We start from the raw sequence: 20,959 nt of genomic DNA, 5'->3' as shown, positions 1-20,959 counted from the left end.
CCCGTGGTGTTCCTGCCCCGACGGCTGGTCGCCGCGAACCTCGGTGCCTTCTATCGGCTGGCCCTGCACGCCAAGATGCCGGTGCCGGCGGCCCGCGCGCTGCTCGAGGCGGGTTCCCCGCTGCAGCGGCTCCCGCGCGACACCGTCGTGCGACCCCTGACCCTCGCAGGCCGCAAGGCCGAACGGGTCACGGTCGGGGCCAGCGAGCGGCGCACCGCCGTGCTGTACCTGCACGGCGGCGGCTACACCCTCGGCTCGCTCGCCACCCACCGGTCCCTGGCCGCGTACCTCGCGCGTGAGTCCGAGTCCGCGGTGTTCGTGCTGGACTATCGCCTCGCACCGGAGGATCCGTATCCGGCAGGCCTGGAGGACGCCGTCGACGCCTACCTGGAATTGCTCATCGAGCACGGGTACACCGCCGATCAAGTTGCCATCGCCGGTGATTCGGCCGGCGGCGGGCTGACGGTGGCCACCGCTCGCCGTCTGATCGACGTGCACGACGTGCGCCCGGCTGCCCTCGGGCTGATCGCCCCGTGGGTGGATCCCAGCGCGCGGGACGCCCCGTTCGAGCGGGATCTCGTCATCAGCGCCGCGTGGGGCGCCATCTCGTCAGCGGCCTACCTGGGTGGGGGCGACCCGACCGATCCCGGCTATGCGCCGCTACGCGGTGAACTGGCCGGGCTGCCGCCGACCATCGTGCACGTCGGCACCACCGAGGTGCTGTACCCACAGGTGGTGGAGCTGGTCGACAAGCTGCGTGCCGCAGGCGTTCCGGTCGAGTTCACCGAGTACCCGCAGCTGTGGCACGTCGCGCACCTGCAGGCGTCGATCCTGCGTGAGGCCAACGAGGCCGTGCGCGAACTCGGCGACTTCCTGCGCGCAGCGCTCGATCACGCGAAGGTCTAGCGTCGAACGGGTGGTTGTCGGGGCAAACGCCGAGAGGCGACCCCGGTAGCCGCCCGTTCGACCCGTGCCGAGCTCAGCGGGCGGCGAGCCAGTCCGCGGCTGCCTGCTCCGCGGTACGGTGACCACCACGCACCGCCTCCCCCATCTGCGCCAGGTCGGCCGAGGTGAGCTCGCCCGCAACGACGTTGAGCGCCTTGACCTGGTCCTCGGTCAGCACCCCGTTGCGGATCAACGGCACCACGTTCTGCGCGGGCGCCGACCCCTCGGCCTCCAATTCCGCATCGCTGAAGTCGGACACCGATAGCCCCTCCGGCAGAGACCTGTTCAGCTCGTCGAACACCTCGTCTGGGTCGGTCAGCGTCGAGTCCGGCTGAAAGTAGTTCAGTAGCTGCCCGGTGAAATCCGGCACCACCGTGACGTCCGCGGCGCCGAGTTCCTCCACGTACTCAGCGCGCGTCGTCGGGGCGGCCACCTCGACCGGGGAACCGGTGCCGCGCAGGATCTCCGCGTAGATCTGCGCGACGACCTGCGACTCCGCGGACTCCCCCGACCCGACCGTGATCGCCGCCGGTGCCTGCGCCTCGTCGAGACGCGAATTGTCCACCGAGCACCCGGCGAGCACGATCGCCGCCGCGGACATCGTGGTCACCGCGACCTTCCTCCACCGAGCCGTCATGGCGCGCCACGCTCCCTCTCTTCACCCAGCGAATGTCCTCCCTATCGTTACACTCGGTGGCCAGCACCATCTCGAGCGGCCGAGAGATCCGGCTTGTTGACGCCGCAGCAACCAGATGGAAGGACGCCATGAGGTTCTCCGCACGCCGCTCCACCCGCTTGTTCACGGTCGCACTGACGGTTTCCACGGTCGCCGCACTCGCCGCCTGCGGCGGCAACTCCGACCCTCTCAGCAGCGGCGGTGGCGGGACCTCGGATCCGAACTCGGTCGTGATCGGCTCCGCGAACTTCCCCGAGTCGGAGACGGTGGCGAACATCTATGCGGAGGCGTTGAAGGCCAACGGCTTCGACGTGCGGACGAAGCTGAACATCGGCAGCAGGGAGACCTACATCCCCGCGGTCAAGGACGGGTCCATCGACGTGATCCCCGACTACACCGGCAACCTGCTGCAGTACCTGGACAAGGACACGACCGCCACCACCGCCGCCGACGTGGACGCGGCCCTGCCCGCCGCGCTCGGCCCTGACCTGGCGATCACCACACCGGCTCCCGCCGAGGACAAGGACGCGGTGGTCGTCACCAGGGAGACCGCGGACAAGTGGCAACTGACCTCGATCGCGGACCTGGCGCCCCACTCCGCCGAGGTGAAGTTCGGCGCGCCAGCCGAGTTCCAGGAACGCGCGGGAGGACTGCCCGGGCTCGCCGCCGACTACGGCCTCGTGATCAGCCCGCAGAACTTCGTCCCGATCGCGGACGGCGGCGGACCGGCCACGGTGGCCGCCCTGGCCTCCGGCCAGGTCACTGCGGCGAACATCTTCACCACCTCGCCCGCGATCGCCAAGAACGACTTCGTGGTGCTGAGCGACCCGAAGAACAACTTCCCGGCCCAGAACGTGGTCCCGGTGCTACGTGCGAACAAGCAGTCCGAGAAGCTGACCGCGGTGCTGAACGCGGTATCCGCCAAACTGACCACCGACGAGCTTGTCGCCCTGAACGATTCGGTGTCCGGCGACACCAAGACCGAGCCCGCGGCCGCAGCCTCGCAGTGGGTCACGGCTCAGGGCCTCGACAAGCCGGTGTCGTAGGCGGTAGGCCTTGATCTCCTTCGAGTCGGTCACCAAGCGCTACCCGGACGGCACCACCGCGGTCGACACCCTCGACCTGGTCATCGAACCGGAGTCCTTCACGGTGTTCGTCGGACCGTCCGGCTGCGGCAAAACCACCTCCATGCGGATGATCAACCGGATGATCACGCCCACCTCAGGCAAGGTGCTCGTGAACGGCGAGGACGTCACCCGCACCGACCCCGTCAAGCTCCGACTCGGCATCGGCTATGTGATCCAGAGTGCGGGGCTGCTGCCGCACCGAACCGTGATCGACAACGTCGCCACCGTGCCTGTGCTGCGCGGGGATTCGCGTCGGGCCGCCCGTTCGGCAGCGCTCGAGGTGCTCGACCGCGTCGGGCTCGACCCGGCGTTGGCCACCCGCTACCCGTCCCAGCTCTCCGGCGGACAACAGCAGCGGGTCGGCGTCGCCAGGGCCCTGGCGGCCGATCCGCCGATCCTGCTGATGGACGAGCCGTTCAGCGCCGTGGACCCGGTGGTTCGGGAGGACCTGCAGGCCGAGATGCAGCGCCTGCAGGCCGAGATGCGGAAGACCATCGTGTTCGTCACCCACGACATCGACGAGGCGGTCCGGCTGGGCGACCGCGTCGCGGTGTTCGGCCCGCACGGCAGGCTCCAGCAGTACGCCGATCCGCAGAGCGTGCTCGCCTCCCCCGCAACGGATTTCGTGGCAGCCTTCGTGGGTCGCGATCGCGGGTACCGGGGCCTGTCGTTCCGGCCTGCGGACGAGGTGCCCCTGCACGAGATCCGCACCGCGGTCGAATCCGAACTCGCCACACTGCGGCTCGACCAGGGCGAGTGGGTGCTCGTGGTCACCGAGAAAGGGTCGCCGCGCGGCTGGATCGACGTCACCGGCGTCGAGGGCATCCGGGCGGGCAACTCACTGGCCGAGAGCACCTCCGCAGGCGGATCCCTGTTCGTTCGCGGCGGGGACCTGCGGCAGGCGCTGGACGCCGCGATCTCGTCGCCGTCCGGAATCGGCGTCGCGGTGGACGAATCCGGCTCGGTGGTGGGCGGGGTGTACGGATCCGAGGTGATCCGCAAGCTCGCGGATCAGCGGCAGGCCGAGGACCGCGCACGCAACCGGCACTACTTCAACGGCGAGACGGCCGGCTGATGCGCTGGTTGATCGACAACTTCTCGCAGGTTGTCGACCTCGCGAAGACGCACCTCTACCTCGCGCTGCTGCCGCTGTTGATCGGGCTGTTGATCGCGGTGCCGGTCGGCGTCGCCATCCGAAACCTGCCGTGGCTGCGCAAGACCGCCATGACGATGGCCTCTCTCGCGTTCACCATCCCCTCGCTGGCGCTGTTCGTGACCATCCCGCCCCTGCTCGGCCTGAGCATCCTCGACGAGCTGAACGTGGTGATCGCGCTGTCGATCTATTCGACGGCGCTGCTGGTGCGCGCGGTGCCCGAGGCCCTCGACTCGGTGCCCGAATCGGTGATCGACTCGGCCACCGCGATGGGCTTCACCCCGCTGCGCCGCGCGCTCACCGTCGAACTGCCGCTGGCCATCCCGGTCCTGATCTCCAGCATCCGGGTGGTCGCCGTCACCAACATCTCGCTGGTATCGGTGGGCTCGCTGATCGGCATCGGCGGGCTGGGCGAGCTGTTCACCAAGGGCTACCAGCGCGACTACCCGGACCAGATCCTGGCCGGCATCATCGCAATCGTCTTCCTGGCGTTGGTGATCGACGGTCTGCTGTACATCGCCGGCCGGCTGCTGACGCCCTGGACCAGGACGGCGCGCAGCCGCAAGGCCGACGAACCGGCCGCGGTACTGCGCGCCGCTGCGCCGAAGGCCGCTCTTCGAGCTACCGAGGGTCCCGCATGAACCTCTTCGGCGCCGCCTTCGACTACATCGCCGACCCGTCGAACTGGTCCGGCCCCACCGGGATCGGGGCCCGCATCATCGAGCACCTCTGGTACAGCCTGCTGGCGGTGGCCGTCTCCGCGGTCATCGCGATCCCGCTCGGCCTGCTCATCGGCCACTTCCGCAGGGGCGACGCCGTCCTTGTCGGGCTGGTCAACTCGCTCCGCTCGCTGCCAACCCTTGGCGTGCTGACCTTCCTGGTGCTGCTCCTGGGGCTCGGGCTGGTGCCGCCGATCATCGCGCTGGTGCTGCTCGGGATCCCGCCGATCCTGGCCGGCACCTACGCGGGTGTCGCGAACGTGGACGCCGTCGTGGTCGATGCCGCGCGGTCGATGGGGATGACGGAGGCACAGGTGCTCGGCCGGGTCGAGGTCCCGAACGCGCTGCCGCTGATCGTCGGCGGGCTGCGCAACGCGACGCTGCAGATCGTCGCCACCGCCACCGTCGCCGCCTACGTGAACCTCGGCGGGCTGGGACGGTACATGTTCGACGGCCTCGCACTGGGCGACTACGCCCGGGTCCTGGTGGGTGCGATCCTGGTCGCGGCGCTGGCCCTGGTCATCGACGGCATCCTCGCCCTCGCGGTGTGGGCCTCGGTGCCCGGCACCGGCCGACTGCGCCGCAGCCCGTCGCTCAGCTGACCACCCACCCAGAAACGGATGAGGGGAACCCTCGCCCGGTCAGACCGGCTCTGGGTTCCCCTCACCTGAGTGGAGTTGCGACTAGACGACGCCCTCGGCGCGCGCGGCGGCCGCGACGGCCTCGGCGACCGCGGGGGCCACCCGCGGATCGAGCGGGCTCGGCACGATCTTGTCGACAGCCAGCTCGTCGGCGACGACGGACAGGATCGCCTCGGCCGCGGCGAGCTTCATGCCCTCCGTGATGCGGCGGGCGCCCGCGTCGAGCGCGCCCTTGAACACACCGGGGAATGCCAGCACGTTGTTGATCTGGTTCGGGAAGTCGCTGCGGCCGGTCGCGACGATCGCGGCGTGCTTGTGCGCGATGTCCGGGTGGATCTCCGGGTCCGGGTTGGACATCGCGAAGATGATCGCCTCGGGGGCCATCGTCGCGATGATCTCCTCCGGCACGACGCCTGCGGACACGCCGAGGAACACGTCGGCTCCGTCGAGGGCCTCGGCCAGCCCGCCGGTGCGGCCTGCCGGGTTGGTGCGGGCCGCCAGGTCGACCTTGATCTCGTTGAGGTCGCCGCGGCCGGCGGAGACGATGCCCTTGGAGTCGATAACGGTGATGTCCGCGATGCCGGCGGCGAGCAGGATGTTCGTGCAGGCCACTCCGGCCGCGCCCGCACCGGAGACCACCACGCGCAGCTTGGTGATGTCGCGATCCTGGACCTTGACCGCACCCTTGAGCGCGGCCAGCGCGACGATGGCGGTGCCGTGCTGGTCGTCGTGCATGACGGGGCAGTCGAGGGCCTCGATGACGCGCTTCTCGATCTCGAAGCAGCGCGGCGCCGAGATGTCCTCGAGGTTGACGGCGCCGAAGCTCGGACGCAGGCGGATCAGCGTCTCGACGATCTCGTCGGGATCCTTGGTGTCGAGCACGAGCGGGATCGAGTTGAGGCCCGCGAAGTTCTTGAACAGCGCGGACTTGCCCTCCATGACGGGCAGCGAGGCCTTGGGCCCGATGTCGCCGAGGCCGAGCACCGCGGAGCCGTCGCTGACCACGACGACCAGGCGGCTGGTCCACGTGTAGCGGTCGGCCAGCGACTCGTCCGCTGCGATCGCGCGGCTGACCTGCGCCACGCCCGGCGTGTACGCGATCGACAGCGCGCGCTGAGTATCGAGGGGGGCAGTCGTCTCGACAGAGAGCTTGCCGCCGATGTGGCCCGCGAAGATCTCTTCGTCGGTCAGCTCAACCTTCTTCGGTGTGGTTGCTTCAGACACAAGAGACACGATTGCACTCCTACTCATGCCGCTCCCACTCGGGGGCGGGTTACTGGGAAGTAGCAGCGCCGAGGTCGATTTCGACGCAGCCGCAGGTTTTGGTCGAGATGAGGGTGAGGCTAACCGAGGGTGCACGATCAATTCCCGATTGGTCTACGGGCTACTGCACTCACTTCGGAAGCGTGAAGGCGCCAGGCGGGGTGAGCCCGGGCGCGAAATCTGCCGCTGGTGAATCCGACTTTCTCTCCGTTACCGGGGGGTAGCACCGGCGCGAAGTGCAACAAGTGTGCCACCGCGGCCTCACCGCACGCAAATCTCACCGGTGAGTAGCTTTTTGGGTGAGCTAACGCCACCACTGGGTCCAGAGCAACAATCCTGTGATGAAGAACACTCCCACCGAGCCGAAGATGCCCGCGACACCCCGTCGATGATCTGCCACTCGCTGCGACAGCAACACCAGCACGGCGGCCACGATGTGCGCGCCGACCGAAACCCGTCCCGGGCCAGGGAACCCGCGCTCACCGCCGAGGTACGACGCGACGACAACGACCAGCGCCAGCACCACCACGCCCGCCGCGACGACACCACTGAGCGCCCGCAAGCCGCGTGCGACCGCCCCGCTGCTCGCGGCCTGGTCCTCGTACTCGTCGACCGACACGTCCCTACCCACCTGCGATGAATCCGCGAACCGAGTCCGCAATGAGCTGCACCGCGATCGCGGCCAGCAGGAGCCCGGCGATCCGGGCGAGCAGCGTGATGCCGCTCTCGCCCAGCAGCCGGATCAGCGCCGTGGAGAACCGCAGCACCACAAACAGGATGAGGTGAATCGTCAGAATCGCCAACCCCACCGCCAGCGGGGCACCCGAATGCCCCTCGGCCTGGTTCACGAAAACGATCACCGCCGCGATCGCACCCGGTCCCGCCATCAGCGGCGTCCCGAGCGGCACCAGCGCGACGTTGACGTCCTCCGCGCCCTTCGGCTGATTGGCGTCCCTGCCGGTCAGCAGCTCCAGCGCGATCAGCAACAGCAGCAGTCCGCCCGCGCCCTGCAGGGCGGGGATCCCGATGTGCAGATAGTTGAGGATCGCCTGGCCGCCGATCGCGAACACCGTGATGACCGCCAACGAGACCGCGGGCGCCTGCCACGCGGCCTTGTTGCGCGCCTCCTTGCTCTTGCGGCCGACCAGGGACAGGAAGACGGGGATCGCGCCCGGCGGGTCCATGATCACGAAGAGCGTGATCACCGCCGTCAGGTACAGGGTCGTGTCGAAGGACATCAGCGCACCTCCCTCATCCCGAGATCACGTCGACGCCGGACGCCGTGGCCACGATCCGGTCGAACTCGTCGGGTGCGGTGACGAATTCGCCGAGGGTCACCGACTTGTTGACGCCGTGGTAGTCCGAAGACCCGGTCACGATGAGGTCGTGCTCGCGGGCGATCCCGGCGAGGATCTCCCGGTCCGCGGGGAGGTGGTCGTGGTGATCGATCTCGACGCCGGACAGTCCGTCGACGACGAGTTCACCGATCTGCTCCATCGCGAGCAGGCGTCCCCGACTGGCCGCCCGCCCGTGCGCGATCACGCTGACGCCACCTGCGTCGGCCACCATCCGCACCGCTTCGGGCAGCGGGGTGTCCACCTTGTGCACGTAGTAGCGGCCGCCGGTCTTGAGCAGGTCGCGGAAGGCCTCGTCGACCGACCCGACCACTCCAGCAGCGACGAGCGCCTGCGCCAGGTGCGGGCGCCCGGCCGCTGGCCCCGCTGCCGCCATCACCTCGTCCGCGTCCACTGGCAGCCCATCGAGGGCCATCTTCTCCGCCATCGCTCGCAACCGCGACGTCCGCTCGGACCGCAACCGTTCACGTTCGGCCGCGAAGGCCGCGTTCGCCGGGTCGAACAGGTAGGCCAGCAGGTGCACCGCGACCGGTTTTCCGTCCTCGCCCCGGCCTTCGCAGGACATCTCCATCCCACGCACCAGGCGCAGCCCGGGCGGCAGTGCGGCGGCGGCCTCCGCCCAGCCGGCGGTGGTGTCGTGGTCCGTCAGCGCCACCACGTCGAGGCCGGCGTCCGCGGCGCGGCGCACCAGGTCCGCGGGGCTGTCGGTCCCGTCCGAGGCGGTGGAGTGGGTGTGGAGGTCGATGCGCACCAGGTCATTGTCTCAGGCTGCGGGCGGCGGGCCCGACATCTCGCGGTGCGGCGGCCACACCGGACGGCCGGGCTAGGATTGATCGAAGATCATTGCCGGGACCGAGAGGGAGTGACTGCCGTGCCGTCCATGCCGTCGTTGCGCCCGACCCGCAGGCCGCCCGCGGCCCCACCGGTTCGGATTCCCGTCCCGACCGCCAGGGCCATCGTGGACTGCGCCGTGTACATCGACGGCGAGCGGCTGCCGGGAAAGTTCACCCACTCGGCGGCGCTTGCCGAGGTCCGCGCCAGGGGCAGGGGCTTCGCCTGGGTCGGTCTGCATGCCCCAGATGAGCATCAGATGGGTAGCGTGGCAGAGGTTTTCGGGCTGCACGAGCTGACGGTCGAGGATGCAGTGCACGCCCATCAGCGACCCAAACTCGAGCTATACGACGACGTGCTGTTCCTGGTGCTCCGGACCGTGAATTACGTTGAGCACGAGTCGATCAACACCGCCAACGAGGTGGTCGAGACCGGCGAGATCATGATCTTCGTCGGCGCCGACTTCGTGGTCACCGTCCGGCACGGCGAGCATTCCGGGCTGGCAGGGGTGCGCGCGCTGATGGAGGCGAACCCCGGACGGCTCGCGCTCGGGCCGTCGGCGGTGCTGCACGCCATCGCCGACCACGTGGTCGACCAGTACCTCGCGGTGACCGAATCCGTCGAGAAGGACGTCGATCTCATGGAGGAGGAGGTCTTCAGCCCCCGCACCCGGGTGGCCATCGAGCAGATCTACCTGCTCAAGCGGGAGATCGTCGAGCTACGCAAGTCGGTGAACCCGCTCGCCAGTCCGCTGCAGCGGCTGAGTCAGGACACCACAACCGGTGTGCCGAAAGAGGTTCGACGCTACCTGCGCGACGTGCAGGACCATCACACCATCGTCGCCGAGCGCATCGCCGAGTTCGACGAGGTGCTCAGCACCCTCGTCGAGGCGGCCCTGGCCAAGGTGGCCGTGCAGCAGAACACCGACATGCGCAAGATCTCGGCGTGGGTCGCGATCGCCGCGGTGCCGACGATGATCGCAGGCATCTACGGGATGAACTTCGACCACATGCCGGAGCTGCGCTGGAGCTACGGTTACTACCTGGTGGTCGCGCTGATCGCGACCGTGTGCACCGGACTGTTCGTCACCTTCCGCCGCAACCACTGGCTCTGACTACAGCGCGGCGGCGCCGCGCTCCGGGTCACGCACATCGATCCCGGCCTCCGCCCACGCCTCCCGCAGCGCCGCGGCACCGCGCAGCCGCACCCAGGCCGCCTCGGTGCCGGTGATCGGTACCGCGGCGAGGAAACGGACCGGATCGGCGGGCTCGGGCAGCTCGAGGTCCTCGACGTCGCCCTCCCCCAGCAGCATCGCGGTGAACGGCGCGCCCTTCCACAGCGGCTCACCCACATCGAGCAGACCGTCGACGGTGAGGACAACGCCCTCCACCGCGGGCGCCGCGGCCAGGATCGCCAGCGTCTTGTGCACCCCGGAGGCCACGCCGACGCCACCGCGCAGGGTCAGCATCAGCTCCGCGCGGGGCCCACGGACCGGATCCGCGATCGCCTCGCCGGGATCACCCATCGGGTGCCGCGAACAGCCGAGCGAGACGTACCTGACCAGGTCGTCGGCGTCGGCAGGAAAGCGCAGTACCTCCAGCGGTTCGAGCCCGAGGAAGGTGACGGAGGCAGCGGACGGTGGGGGCCCACCGATCCGCTCGGTGAGGTGCGCGCGGACGGACTCGATGACGCTGTCACTCACCCGTCCATCTAACACCCACGTCACGGGCGGAGCCTCGGGGGATGTTGCCGCGCACCGATCAGGGAGCGGGGGTGAGCGTGACGGTCACCCCATCCGCCGACTCGTGGCCGCGCAGCGAGAGGATCCGCGTCTCCTCGTTCCAGGACAGCACCTCGGCGCCGCCGTCCACCCTGGCACCCGAGGGAAAGGTGCGCCGGGGCAGATAGACCTCGGTCGGCGCGGCGATCTCGGGATCGGGGCGGAAGGTCAGCTCGAGCCGATCCGGGTCCGCGGACCAGTGCGTCGGGGTGCCCGCGATCGCGCGGGGGTACGGGTGGTCGAGCGCGGGCACCAGGTTGCGCGCCGAGCCGTCCTCCTCGTACGGCCCCCAGCTGCCGTCGTCCCGCGACCAGTAGGCGACACCCGCGCCGATCTCGGCGGCCGTGGCGTACACCCGGTCGACGTAGTCGAGCGCCCCCGGGAGCGTGGTGTCGAGGCCGAACTCCCCCAGGATGATCGGGACGTCGCCCAGGGCCGCCGCGGTGCGCAGGGTGTTGCCGCGCCACGCGGAGACCGTCGCGTCGACCAGGTCGCGGGAGGTGCCCTCGTAGCCGCCGCCGAGATCCATCGGAAGCGGATAGATGTGCGGGCAGTAGGCAATTCGCGGGTCGCCGTCGCGGTTGTCGTCGATCGCACCGAGGCCGCTCGGGCTGCCCCAGTTGACGCCCATCGCCTGCGGCGCCACGCACACCCAGGTGTCCTGGTCGACGGCCCGGATCGCGTCGGCCGACTTCTGGTAGAGCGCGGTCAGCGGCCCGGCCTCGAAGACGGGACCCTGCAGGGTGCCGCCGTAGGGCTCGTTCATCAGGTCGTACGCGACGACGGCGGGGTTGTCGGCGAACCGCTCGGCCACCGCGCGCCACGCGTTCGCGTAGTGCTCGGAGAGTTCGGGGTGATCGCCGGTGGTGTTCCAGAAGTTGTCGAAGGCCCGGATCACGCCCGGGTCCAGGTAGTACTGCTCCCACATGTCGTGCGAGCCGACCGCCAACCCGTCCATGTAGGTGGCCCACGCCGGTGCGCCGTTGCCGGTCTTGCCATCCGGGGTGATCGCTCCCGACCAGAGGTCCTGGTGCATGTCCAGCATGACGTGGTACCCGCGGTCCGCGTACCAGCCGATGCGCTCCTCGACTCGGTCCAGGTACTCCTGGCTGTAGACCCCGGGCTGGGGCTCGACCGAGCGCCAGGAGATCAGGAACCGGACGAAGTTGGTGCCCATGTCGGCGTGCTCGCGTTCGAGGTCGGCCTCGGTGAAGTCGGGCATGCCGTCCGGGGTGCTCTTCGCGCTTGACGCCGTGTTGAACCCTCGAAGGATGAGCGAGCGCCCCTGGTCGTCGGTGAGGAACGCCGCTGAGGACGCAGAGGGCGCGGGATCGGATCGCAGCACCGCTCCGACGCCGCCGGCGAGGACGAGCGCACCGGCCGCGATGAGGGACACCACTCTGATTTGCCGCACGCGCTTCACACTCGACTTTCTTGATGATTCTGGACGCTTGGTCTGTTCGCTCCCGATAATGTTGCGACATGCCTGACGCCAGCGCTGCTGTTTCGGTGAATCCACAGGTCGATACCCGTTTGCCGGCCCCATGGCCCGGCGTCGTGACGCTCGCCGCCATCTCCGCCCTGTGCGGGGCCTGGTCGATCACCGGCGCCGTCCTGACGCAGCTGCCGGAGTTGCTCGTGCCGAGCGCGATCGGTCTGCCGTTCGCCATCCCGACGCTGCGGCTGTCCCCGCTCGGCGAGACGACCACCGCCTACTGGCTGGTCGATTGCGCCGCCGCGCTGGTGATGATCGCCGTCGTCTGGATGCGGTTGGTCAATTCCGCGCGCAGGCACCCGGGCGGCGGGGCCGGGCGAGCCTTCGCGGCCGGCCTGGGCGCCACCGTGATCGGCGTCCTCGTAGGCAACCTGATCCGCACCGTGTACCTGAGCTTCGTGCTGCAGGAGGGCCCGGGCGCCTACCTGGCCTCGCTCCTCGGCGGCGCGCTCATGTCGCTGCTCTGGGGTGCGATCGTCGGGCTGTTCGTCGGCGCGGCGCAGGCGATCGCACGAGCGGCAGCGGATCGTCGACCGGCAAAGGAATCGTCGAATGGTGTTCCCGCAGTGGATGAGTCGCCGATTGCGGAGGCCGTCAGCCCGCTGCCGTGAACCGAACATCGTGAGTCTCGGCGCCGGGATGCGCGAATGCCAGCAGGCGCTGCGCTTCGGCCTCAAGCGCCGACGTGGCACCCTTCGCGAGCGGTGCGAATGTCGCGATCTCGACGGCCGCAGAACGCTTCTTGGCGGTGACCGTGACGAATCCGGCGACCTGGCCACCGACCATGACAGTCGGCTTGATGATCCCGTTTGCGGTGAACACCACCTTGCGGTGCTCGTCCGCGAGCACCCGGCTCCGGTTCGCGTGGCCCAGCAGGACACTGTCGTACGGTGCCAGGATCCGTGGCGGCAGGCTGCCGGCCGCGTCCGGCCGCGCTGCGTCGGGCAGATCGAACAGTTCGGCGCCGTCCTCGTCAACGAACACCCGCAACCTGGGGCGGAGTCGGTCGAATACCTCCCCCAGCCTGGTCAGTCCGGACCATGCCTGGGCGTCCGCGGCCGACGCCGGGCCGTAGGCCGCCAGGTAGCGAAGGATCATCTCGTCCGGTTGCGATTCGGACAGCGGCGCGTCCGTCCACCGCTCCAGGGTGGTGCAGACCGGCTGACCAGACCGGCCCCAGATCCCCCTCGGGGGGACCTGCACGAGTGGGAGCAGGTTCCGGACCCCATGCGCGAGCGCCACCGGGTCGCGGTCCGGCCAACGCTCGGCCAGCAGCGGTCGCAGCTCGGCCATGCTCAGCGGGGTGTGCTCGAGCGTCGCCCGACTCCAGTCCGCCAACGCCGCGAGGTCCATCCCGACGAGGCCGTTCTTGTGCAGGGTGTTCGTCCGCAGGTCCGCATCCATGATCGGCTGTACCCACGGTCGCAGCGCCAGGGCATCCGCCGCGGTGACCGCATGCACCGTGCCGCGCATCACCACGATCCGGACGACATCACGGTTCTCGATCAACGAGGACAGGTCCGCCGGCCGAAATCCCTTGAGACGAGCCCACAACGCGAAGTAGGGCGCCATCGGCGCCTGCGCCTGCAGGCCGTACAGGTGCCCGATCACCTCGAGCGCGTTGTCGCCGGTGCGGCGTAACAGGTGCTGCCGTTCCAGCGTCGCGCGGCTCAGGGCTCGGCGCGACAACCGTTCTCGCAACACCGGGTGGTCAGATGGCCAGCTTGGCGAGCAGATCCCTGGCCCGCTCGGCGGTCTTCGGCTCGCACAACACGTCATAGCGTCCCGCCACCAACTGCATGGTGGACGCGAAATCCCGCTGACCGCGCGTGGCCGCGTACGGAATGGTGGTGGAGATCACTCCGAAGATGATGCCGCCCACGATGCCCGCGATGAGCGGACCGAGGAGGCTGTCGGTGAACAGCCCGAGCAGCAGGCCAAGGAACACACCCAACCAGGCTCCCGAAACAACTCCGCCACCAATCACTTTCGCCCAGGTGAGGCGTCCGAGAACGCGCTCGACCTGCATCAGATCGACACCGACGATGGTGACGTCCTCGACCGGGAAGGCCTGATCCGAGAGGTGATCGACGGCGTGCTGCGCCTCGGCGTAGGTCGGGTACGAGCCGATCGGCCACCCGGTCGGCGGGGTCGGCAGCGGCCCGCCGCGTCCGGGCCGATTCGGCTGTGCGAGCGGATTGGTCATCGTCTGTGCTCCCTCATCGGTGATTGACGCTCGTGAGAACTGCACTCTCGTCGACGTCCATCTTACTGAGGTTTCGGTTCGAACCGGGTGGTGCGTGCCATGCCCGCCGCACGGCCCTTGCCCGCGACGACCAGTGCCATATTGGCGCTGGCCTCGTCGATCATCTCGTCGCCGAGCATCGCGGCACCGCGCCCGCCGCCCGCGGCCGAGGTGTGGAACTCGTACGCCTCGAGGATCATCTCCGCGTGGTCGTAGTCGGCCTGACGGGGACTGAAAACCTCGTTGGCGGCGTCGATCTGGCCGGGATGGAGCACCCACTTGCCGTCGAAGCCGAGCGCCGCGGTCCGGCCCGCCGCGCGCCGGAAGGCATCGACGTCGCGGATCTGCAGATACGGTCCGTCGATCGCCTCGAGCCCGTGGGCCCGCGCCGCCATCAGGATCGTCATCAGGATGTGGTGATAGGCATCCCCCGGCTCGTATCCCTCCGGCTGCTCGCCGACCACCAGGGTCCGCATGTTGATGCTCGCCATGAAGTCCGCGGGACCGAAGACCAGCGTCTGCACCCGCGGGCTCGCGGTCGCGATGGCGTTGATGTTGGTCAGCCCGATCGCGTTCTCGATCTGCGCCTCGATACCGATCCGACCGATCTCCAGCCCGTTCGCCCGCTCGACCTGGGTGAGCAGCAGATCGAGCGCCTGCACGTGGCTCGCGTCGGTCACCTTCGGCAACAGAATCGCATCGATCTGGGCCCCCGCCCCGGAGACCACCTCGATGACATCCGCATGGGTCCACTCGGTGGTCCAGTCGTTGACCCGGACGACCCGGATCTGGTTGCCCCACCCGTCGGAGTTCAGTGCGTCGACGATCTCGGCCCTGGCCTGCGCCTTGGCGATCGGTGCGACCGCGTCCTCGAGATCGAGGAACACCTCGTCGGCTGGCAGCCCCTTGGCCTTGTCGATCATCTTCCGGCTGCTGCCTGGTACGGCAAGGATCGACCGGCGCGGGCGCGTGACCTGCATGTGGACCTCCAGTGTGAATTAGCCTGGCCATCATGGCAGCAGTGAGCAAGGTCTTCGTAGCCAGGCTCGCCGGCCTGGTGGTGCTCGGGCCGGACGGCGAATCGATCGGCCGCGTCCGCGACGTCGTCATCACCATCCGGATCGGTCGACAGCGCCCCCGGGTCCTCGGCCTGGTCGTCGAATTGCTCACCCGGCGGCGGATATTCATCCCGATGCTGCGGGTGACCGCGATCGAACCCGGCTCCGTCACGCTGACCGGCAACGTGAGTCTGCGGCGGTTCACCCAGAAGCCCGGCGAGGTCCTCGCGCTCGCGCAGGTGCTCGACACCCGGGTGCGCGTGGACGATCCCGAGCTCGAGGAACTCGAAGGCGTCGACGTGCTCGTCGTGGATCTCGGGATCGAGCTGACCCGGACCAGGGACTGGGTCGTCTCGCGGGTCGCGGTCCGCAAGCCTCGTGGACGGTTGACGCGGCGAGCGGCGATGCATGTCGTCGAGTGGCAGCACGTGTCGGGTCTGACGCATACGCAGCTCGCGCTGCCGGGGCAGGGTGTCTCGCAGCTGCTCGCGCAATTCGAGGGCATGCGCCCGGCCGACGTCGCGGCCGCGATCCGAGAGCTGCCCGACAAACGCCGTCACGAGGTGGCCGTCGCCCTCGACGACGAGCGGCTCGCAGATGTGCTGCAGGAGTTGCCTTCCGACGATCAGACCGACCTGCTCACCCACCTCGAGGTGGAGCGCGCAGCCGATGTGCTCGAGGCGATGGACCCCGACGACGCCGCCGACCTGCTCGGCGAGCTGCCCGACGCGGAGGCGGAGTCGCTGCTGCAGCTGATGGACCCCGAGGAGTCCGCTCCCGTGCGCCGGCTTCTCGAGCACTCCCCCGACACCGCGGGCGGCCTGATGACGCCCGAACCGGTGATCCTCACGCCCGCCACCACCGTCGCCGAGGCGTTGGCCCGGGTCCGGAATCCGGACCTGACACCCGCGCTTGCCAGCCTGGTGTTCGTGGTCCGGCCGCCGATCTCGACCCCCACCGGGCGATATCTCGGCTGCGTGCACCTGCAGCAGCTGCTGCGTGAGCCGCCCGCGTCGCTGGTCGGCGGGGTGCTGGACACCGACCTGAGCCGACTCGACCCGGACGACTCGCTGACGGCGGTGACCCGATACTTCGCGAGATACAACCTGGTCTGCGGGCCGGTGGTGGACGACGAGGAGCATCTGCTCGGCGCCGTCACCGTCGACGACGTGCTCGATCACCTGCTGCCGGAGGACTGGCGCGAACAGGAAGTGGCCGATGAGTGAGAAGCGGACAGCATCGGAAAAGACGACGGCGCTGAGCGCGCGGCAGCGGCTCGACACCCCACGCGGGACGCGCCTGTTCAGTTTCCAGTTCGACGTCGAGGCCGTCGGACGGGTCGGCGAGCGGTTCGCCCGATTCCTGGGCACCGGGCGCTACCTGGCCATCCAGACGATCGTCGTGATCGTCTGGATCACCCTGAACGTGTTCGCGATCCGGCTGCAGTGGGATCCCTATCCGTTCATCCTGCTCAACCTCGCGTTCTCCACACAGGCGGCCTATGCCGCGCCACTGATCCTGCTGGCACAGAACCGCCAGGAGAACCGGGACCGCGTCTCGCTCGAGGAGGACCGGTCCAGGGCCGAGCAGACCAAGGCCGACACCGAGTTCCTGGCCCGCGAGCTCGCCGCGCTGCGCCTGGCCGTCGGGGAGGTCGCCACAAGGGACTATCTGCGCCGTGAACTCGAGGAGATCAAGTCACTGCTGACCGCGCAGGACGACGAGGAACCCCGGCCGCCGCGCCGGTGAGCCACCCGACCCGCCAAAGAAGCACCACCACCGTCGCCGATATGTAATCTGGGTCACATTTCATGGGTCGGGCATCGCGAAGGGTGGGCGGATGCGGATCAGGGGTCTCGCGGCGGCATCGACGGCGACGATGGTCGCGGTCGGGGCGGCGGCCGCGTCGGTCGGCGCCGCGCTCGGCTTCGGCCCGTTCGGCACCGCTGCACCCACCCTGGCCGGGTACGCGGTCGCGGCGCCCGAGGTCACCGACCCGTCCGGGGCGGGCACGGTCGGCCTGCTGCCCCCAGCACCGCGGCCCGCCCGCGCACCGCACGCCTACACCCCGCCGCCGCCGGTCCGGTTCGAGTTGCCGCCGACCCTCGCCCCGCGGCTGTCGCCGATGCCGGTCGCGCTGAGCGAACTCGGCATCCCCGAGCTGGTGCTGGGCGCGTACCGCGTCGCCGAGTCGACGATGGCCGCGGAGGCACCGGGCTGCGGGGTGACCTGGCACCTGCTAGCCGGGATCGGCCGGATCGAGTCCGGCCACGCGGGCGGCGGGCGCACCGACGCCGCGGGCACCACGGTGACCCCGATCCTCGGGCCGACGCTGGACGGGCACCTCGCGGGCAACAACGTCATCACCGACACCGACGACGGCAGCCTGGACGGCGACAAGAAGCACGATCGCGCGGTCGGGCCCATGCAGTTCATCCCGGGCACCTGGGCACGGCATGCGGCGGACGGCAACGGCGACGGTGCCGCCGACCCGAACAACATCTTCGATGCCTCGCTCGCGGCCGCCAGATACCTGTGCTCGGGTGGGCTGAACCTGCGCGAGAGCGCCCAGGAGGTGCGCGCGGTGCTGCGCTACAACAACTCGATGGCGTACGCGGCCAACGTGCTGGCCTGGTCTGCGGCATACGCGGGCGGCGGGACGCCCGCCCCCGGCTCGATCCCGGACATCAGGCCTGAGCCGGTCGAGTCGACCTCGACCCCCGAGCCCGGCCGACCGGTGGACGGCGGCCGCGCGCTCGATGCCGCCGCACCCGCCGCGCCTGGCGCCCTGGCCCCTGCCCCTGCGCCACTGATCCCCGGACTGCCCGAGCTGCCGTGCCTGATCTTCTGCCCGCCGCCCGGCGCCGCTCCCGCAGCGCCGGTGGCGCCGCCTCCACCGCCCGTACCCTGACCGCGCGGTCGAAGAGCAGGCACCCGCGCCCTGCGCCAGTCCTCGCCCAGATCTCGAACGGCCCTCTTTTCGGTCTCGACCCGCCGCTGGCGTGACCTAACTGAAATTATCCGCTTTTCGCGTCCGACCAGCGATGACGGTCAAAATCTGGCTACGCAGATCACGGTAAAGTAACGGAAGTATCTCGAATTCGGGTAGCCTCGGCTCCGGTCGATAACAAATCAGTGCCCCCGACCGGGACGCAGGAGGATCACCGTGGGTCGTCACAGCAAGAAGAAGGACTCGAACCTTCGCCGCAACTCGGTCGTGGCGCTCGCCGGGCTCGTCCCGGCCGGACTGGTCGTCGGAACCACGGCAAGCGCCTCCCCCTCGCTCCCGTTCACGGTCGCCGCCGAGTCCGCGCCGATCGCCGACGTTCCCTCCGCACCGCAGCAGCCGGAGCCCGCGCCCGCCGCCGTGGCCACGCCCGCCCCCGAGCTCGCACCGGCCCTGCCGCCCGCTCCGGAGCCAGCACCCGCGCCCGCCCCCCTGCCCGGCGGACCGCTCGGCATCCCCGGGATCAACTTCGCCGCCTACCAGTCCGCCGAGAAGCTGCTCGCGAAGGACCTGCCCGGCTGCGGCATCACCTGGATGCAGATCGCCGGCATCGGCATGGTCGAGTCGCGGCACGCCAACGGCGGCCAGGCCGACGACAAGGGCGACGTGTTCGAGCCGGTGATCGGCCTGCCCCTCAACGGCAGCCTGCCCGGCCAGGCCGTGATCATGGACTCCGACGGCGGCACCCTCGACGGCGACACCGTCTACGACCGCGCGGTTGGCCCCACACAGTTCATCCCCACCACCTGGGCGCAGTTCGGCGCCGACGGCAACGGCGACGGCAAGGTCGATCCGCAGAACCTGTACGACTCCGCCGCGGCGACCGGAAAGTACCTGTGCGACCGCGGGACCAACATGCGCGACATCGGCTCGGCGACCATGGCGATCCACCGCTACAACAACTCGATGGCCTACGTGGCGAACGTGACCGCATGGGCGCTCGCCTACTCGACCGGCATCACCCCCACCGCGGACGCCCTCCCGCGAATCCACTGAATCCCAGGCAACCTAGGATTAGGGCATGCCAGTAGTGACCGAGTCCGACGTTCGTAGCGCGCTCTCCCGGGTGCTCGATCCGGAGATCCGCAAGCCCATCACCGAGCTGGGGATGGTCAAGAGCGTCGCGCTGTCCGATGACGCCAGTGTGGACATCGAGATCTACCTGACCACCGCGGGCTGCCCGATGCGGACCGAGATCACCGATCGGGTCACCAAGGCGGTCGCCGACGTGTCCGGCATCGGCGCCATCCGCGTCGAGCTGGACGTGATGAACGACGAGCAGCGCACCGAGCTGCGCAAGTCGCTGCGCGGCGACGCCACCGAGCCGGTCATCCCGTTCGCCCAGCCCGGCTCACTGACCCGCGTGTACGCCGTCGCCTCCGGCAAGGGCGGCGTCGGAAAGTCCAGCGTCACAGTCAACCTCGCGGCCGCGATGGCCGCGCGCGGCCTGTCGGTCGGCGTCCTCGACGCGGACATCTACGGCCACTCGGTCCCCCGCATGCTCGGCACCGACGCCAAGCCCACGCAGGTCGAGCGGATGATCATGCCGCCGCAGTCGCACGACGTGAAGCTCATCTCGATCGCGCAGTTCACCCAGGGCAACACCCCCGTCGTCTGGCGTGGACCGATGCTGCACCGCGCGCTGCAGCAGTTCCTCGCCGACGTCTTCTGGGGCGACCTGGACGTGCTGCTGCTCGACCTCCCGCCCGGCACCGGCGACGTGGCGATCTCCGTCGCCCAGCTGATCCCCGGCGCGGAGATCCTGGTGGTCACCACCCCGCAGCAGGCCGCGGCCGAGGTGGCCGAGCGCGCAGGCGCGATCGCACTGCAGACCCGCCAGCGCATCGTCGGGGTCGTGGAGAACATGTCCTGGATGGACCTGCCGGACGGCACCCGAATGGACGTCTTCGGCTCCGGCGGCGGTCAGGCCGTTGCCGACCGGCTCACCAAGGCCGTTGGCGCCAAGGTGCCGCTGCTCGGACAGATCCCGCTCGAGCAGGCCGTCCGCGTTGGCGGCGACGAGGGTGTCCCGATCGTGCTCAGCGCGCCGGACTCCCCCGCAGCCACCGCGCTGCGCGACGTCGCCGAGAAGCTCGCGGTCCGCTCCCGCGGCCTGGCCGGCATGTCGCTCGGCATCGACACCACTCGACACCTGTAAGCGCTACGCGCCCGTGCGCGGTTAACGGGTCTGTGGACCCGCTAACCGCGCACGGGCAGCGAAGCTGCCTGTCTGCTGCTACGTCGCGTCGGCGTCGTACGGCGGGCGCTCACCCGTGGCGAGCGGCGTCGACTCGCGCTGCGGCGAGGCGGGCAGGGAAGTGGCGCCGCCGGGCCCGCCACCGCTCTTCGGCTTCGCGTCGAAGTTCCCGGTGAGGATCGAGTCGTCGCCGTCGAGCAGATGCTTCGTGATCATCGAGCGCGGCGTCATCCCCCGCAGCTGCTGCAGGTCGGAGAGCGGCTTGCGCAGGTCCTCGAACTCGGGACCGAGCTCGCTCTTGAGCTGCTGGGTCGCGCCGCCCGCGTAGTCACGCACCTGGCGCAGCGACTTCGACACCCAGGAGACGGCACCGGGCAGCCGCTCGGGTCCGAGGATCACGAGCGCCGCGACGAGTAGGACCATGAACTCGCCCCAGCCAATGTTGCCAAACACCGGGTCAGCCTACG

Annotated in this window: 23 protein-coding genes; 12 read left to right on the top strand and 11 right to left on the bottom strand. The window is 69.6% G+C overall.

What is annotated here, in order from left to right:
* Positions 1-3 precede the first annotated feature (3 nt).
* Positions 4-906: an alpha/beta hydrolase gene (locus ACFXMV_RS17580; RefSeq protein ID WP_378503193.1), complete on the top strand. Its 903-nt coding sequence runs from the start codon at positions 4-6 to the stop codon at positions 904-906.
* Positions 907-979: 73 nt separating this feature from the next.
* Here the strand turns inward: ACFXMV_RS17580 and ACFXMV_RS17575 are convergent, their stop codons facing one another.
* Entirely contained in the window at positions 980-1,582 is a 603-nt protein-coding gene (locus ACFXMV_RS17575) for a glycine betaine ABC transporter substrate-binding protein (RefSeq protein WP_378498190.1), read from the bottom strand.
* Positions 1,583-1,710: 128 nt separating this feature from the next.
* Between ACFXMV_RS17575 and ACFXMV_RS17570 the strand changes: the two genes are divergently transcribed.
* The 4 genes from ACFXMV_RS17570 to ACFXMV_RS17555 are packed head-to-tail and all read left to right on the top strand — an operon-like array spanning position 1,711 to position 5,222.
* Positions 1,711-2,667 carry an ABC transporter substrate-binding protein gene (locus ACFXMV_RS17570; RefSeq protein ID WP_378498189.1) on the top strand — a complete coding sequence of 319 codons (957 nt, stop codon included), beginning with the start codon at positions 1,711-1,713 and terminating at the stop codon, positions 2,665-2,667.
* Between the two features lie 10 nt (positions 2,668-2,677).
* Positions 2,678-3,823 carry an ABC transporter ATP-binding protein gene (locus ACFXMV_RS17565; protein WP_378498188.1) on the top strand — a complete coding sequence of 382 codons (1,146 nt, stop codon included), beginning with the start codon at positions 2,678-2,680 and terminating at the stop codon, positions 3,821-3,823.
* Positions 3,823-4,542, top strand: coding sequence for an ABC transporter permease (locus ACFXMV_RS17560; RefSeq protein ID WP_378498187.1), 720 nt, complete (start codon positions 3,823-3,825; stop codon positions 4,540-4,542). The genes ACFXMV_RS17565 and ACFXMV_RS17560 overlap by 1 nt, the downstream gene beginning before the upstream one ends.
* The gene (locus tag ACFXMV_RS17555) at positions 4,539-5,222 is read left to right on the top strand and encodes an ABC transporter permease (RefSeq protein ID WP_378498186.1); all 684 of its coding nucleotides are present in this window, start codon (positions 4,539-4,541) and stop codon (positions 5,220-5,222) included. Before ACFXMV_RS17560 ends, ACFXMV_RS17555 begins: the two co-directional genes overlap by 4 nt.
* A gap of 81 nt (positions 5,223-5,303) precedes the next feature.
* Here ACFXMV_RS17555 and ACFXMV_RS17550 read toward each other — a convergent pair whose 3' ends face one another.
* From ACFXMV_RS17550 to ACFXMV_RS17535, 4 genes are all read right to left on the bottom strand, one after another.
* Positions 5,304-6,494, bottom strand: a complete 1,191-nt coding sequence (locus ACFXMV_RS17550; protein ID WP_378498185.1) for an NADP-dependent malic enzyme — start codon at positions 6,492-6,494, stop codon at positions 5,304-5,306.
* Positions 6,495-6,828: 334 nt separating this feature from the next.
* Entirely contained in the window at positions 6,829-7,143 is a 315-nt protein-coding gene (locus ACFXMV_RS17545) for a hypothetical protein (protein ID WP_378498184.1), read from the bottom strand.
* 4 nt (positions 7,144-7,147) lie between these two features.
* Positions 7,148-7,762 (bottom strand): MarC family protein, encoded by a 615-nt coding sequence (locus tag ACFXMV_RS17540; RefSeq protein ID WP_378498183.1) that lies wholly within the window; start codon positions 7,760-7,762, stop codon positions 7,148-7,150.
* A gap of 13 nt (positions 7,763-7,775) precedes the next feature.
* A complete protein-coding gene (locus tag ACFXMV_RS17535) occupies positions 7,776-8,630 on the bottom strand; it encodes a PHP domain-containing protein (protein ID WP_378498182.1) in 855 nt (284 codons plus the stop codon).
* 120 nt (positions 8,631-8,750) lie between these two features.
* On the opposite strand from ACFXMV_RS17535, the gene corA reads away from it, so the two are divergent.
* Complete coding sequence (corA, locus tag ACFXMV_RS17530; protein ID WP_378498181.1) at positions 8,751-9,824, top strand: magnesium/cobalt transporter CorA; 1,074 nt, start codon at positions 8,751-8,753, stop codon at positions 9,822-9,824.
* Here corA and ACFXMV_RS17525 read toward each other — a convergent pair whose 3' ends face one another.
* The gene (locus ACFXMV_RS17525; protein WP_378498180.1) at positions 9,825-10,412 is read right to left on the bottom strand and encodes a suppressor of fused domain protein; all 588 of its coding nucleotides are present in this window, start codon (positions 10,410-10,412) and stop codon (positions 9,825-9,827) included.
* A 58-nt stretch (positions 10,413-10,470) separates the two neighbouring features.
* Positions 10,471-11,904, bottom strand: a complete 1,434-nt coding sequence (locus ACFXMV_RS17520) for a cellulase family glycosylhydrolase (protein WP_378498179.1) — start codon at positions 11,902-11,904, stop codon at positions 10,471-10,473.
* Between the two features lie 68 nt (positions 11,905-11,972).
* On the opposite strand from ACFXMV_RS17520, the gene ACFXMV_RS17515 reads away from it, so the two are divergent.
* A complete protein-coding gene (locus tag ACFXMV_RS17515) occupies positions 11,973-12,596 on the top strand; it encodes a hypothetical protein (protein WP_378498178.1) in 624 nt (207 codons plus the stop codon).
* Here ACFXMV_RS17515 and ACFXMV_RS17510 read toward each other — a convergent pair.
* The 3 genes from ACFXMV_RS17510 to ACFXMV_RS17500 all read right to left on the bottom strand — a co-directional run bounded on the left by ACFXMV_RS17510 (position 12,580) and on the right by ACFXMV_RS17500 (position 15,210).
* On the bottom strand, positions 12,580-13,674 hold the full coding sequence (locus ACFXMV_RS17510) for a winged helix DNA-binding domain-containing protein (RefSeq protein WP_378498177.1): 1,095 nt from the start codon (positions 13,672-13,674) through the stop codon (positions 12,580-12,582). The two genes, ACFXMV_RS17515 and ACFXMV_RS17510, sit on opposite strands and share 17 nt — an antisense overlap.
* Positions 13,675-13,696: 22 nt before the next feature.
* On the bottom strand, positions 13,697-14,191 hold the full coding sequence (locus ACFXMV_RS17505) for a general stress protein (RefSeq protein ID WP_378498176.1): 495 nt from the start codon (positions 14,189-14,191) through the stop codon (positions 13,697-13,699).
* Positions 14,192-14,253: 62 nt separating this feature from the next.
* On the bottom strand, positions 14,254-15,210 hold the full coding sequence (locus tag ACFXMV_RS17500; protein WP_378498175.1) for an HpcH/HpaI aldolase/citrate lyase family protein: 957 nt from the start codon (positions 15,208-15,210) through the stop codon (positions 14,254-14,256).
* A 32-nt stretch (positions 15,211-15,242) separates the two neighbouring features.
* Here ACFXMV_RS17500 and ACFXMV_RS17495 point away from each other — a divergent pair, with 32 nt between their 5' ends.
* From ACFXMV_RS17495 to ACFXMV_RS17475, 5 genes are all read left to right on the top strand, one after another.
* A complete protein-coding gene (locus tag ACFXMV_RS17495) occupies positions 15,243-16,514 on the top strand; it encodes a magnesium transporter MgtE N-terminal domain-containing protein (protein ID WP_378498174.1) in 1,272 nt (423 codons plus the stop codon).
* Positions 16,507-17,037 carry a DUF1003 domain-containing protein gene (locus ACFXMV_RS17490; RefSeq protein WP_378498173.1) on the top strand — a complete coding sequence of 177 codons (531 nt, stop codon included), beginning with the start codon at positions 16,507-16,509 and terminating at the stop codon, positions 17,035-17,037. The genes ACFXMV_RS17495 and ACFXMV_RS17490 overlap by 8 nt, the downstream gene beginning before the upstream one ends.
* Positions 17,038-17,128: 91 nt before the next feature.
* Positions 17,129-18,199, top strand: coding sequence for a lytic transglycosylase domain-containing protein (locus ACFXMV_RS17485; protein ID WP_378498172.1), 1,071 nt, complete (start codon positions 17,129-17,131; stop codon positions 18,197-18,199).
* A 255-nt stretch (positions 18,200-18,454) separates the two neighbouring features.
* Positions 18,455-19,291 (top strand): lytic transglycosylase domain-containing protein, encoded by an 837-nt coding sequence (locus ACFXMV_RS17480; RefSeq protein WP_378498171.1) that lies wholly within the window; start codon positions 18,455-18,457, stop codon positions 19,289-19,291.
* A 25-nt stretch (positions 19,292-19,316) separates the two neighbouring features.
* Complete coding sequence (locus tag ACFXMV_RS17475) at positions 19,317-20,453, top strand: Mrp/NBP35 family ATP-binding protein (RefSeq protein WP_378498170.1); 1,137 nt, start codon at positions 19,317-19,319, stop codon at positions 20,451-20,453.
* A 78-nt stretch (positions 20,454-20,531) separates the two neighbouring features.
* On the opposite strand, the gene tatB is transcribed toward ACFXMV_RS17475, so the two are convergent.
* Positions 20,532-20,945: a Sec-independent protein translocase protein TatB gene (gene tatB / locus ACFXMV_RS17470; RefSeq protein ID WP_378498169.1), complete on the bottom strand. Its 414-nt coding sequence runs from the start codon at positions 20,943-20,945 to the stop codon at positions 20,532-20,534.
* Between the last annotated feature and the right edge of the window lie 14 nt (positions 20,946-20,959).

Source organism: Rhodococcus sp. NPDC059179 (assembly GCF_042754885.1).
Classification (GTDB): Bacteria; Actinomycetota; Actinomycetes; order Mycobacteriales; family Mycobacteriaceae; genus Rhodococcus_G.
Note: the sequence above shows the minus strand (reverse complement) of the source record. Positions and strands in the feature narration are given on the sequence as shown.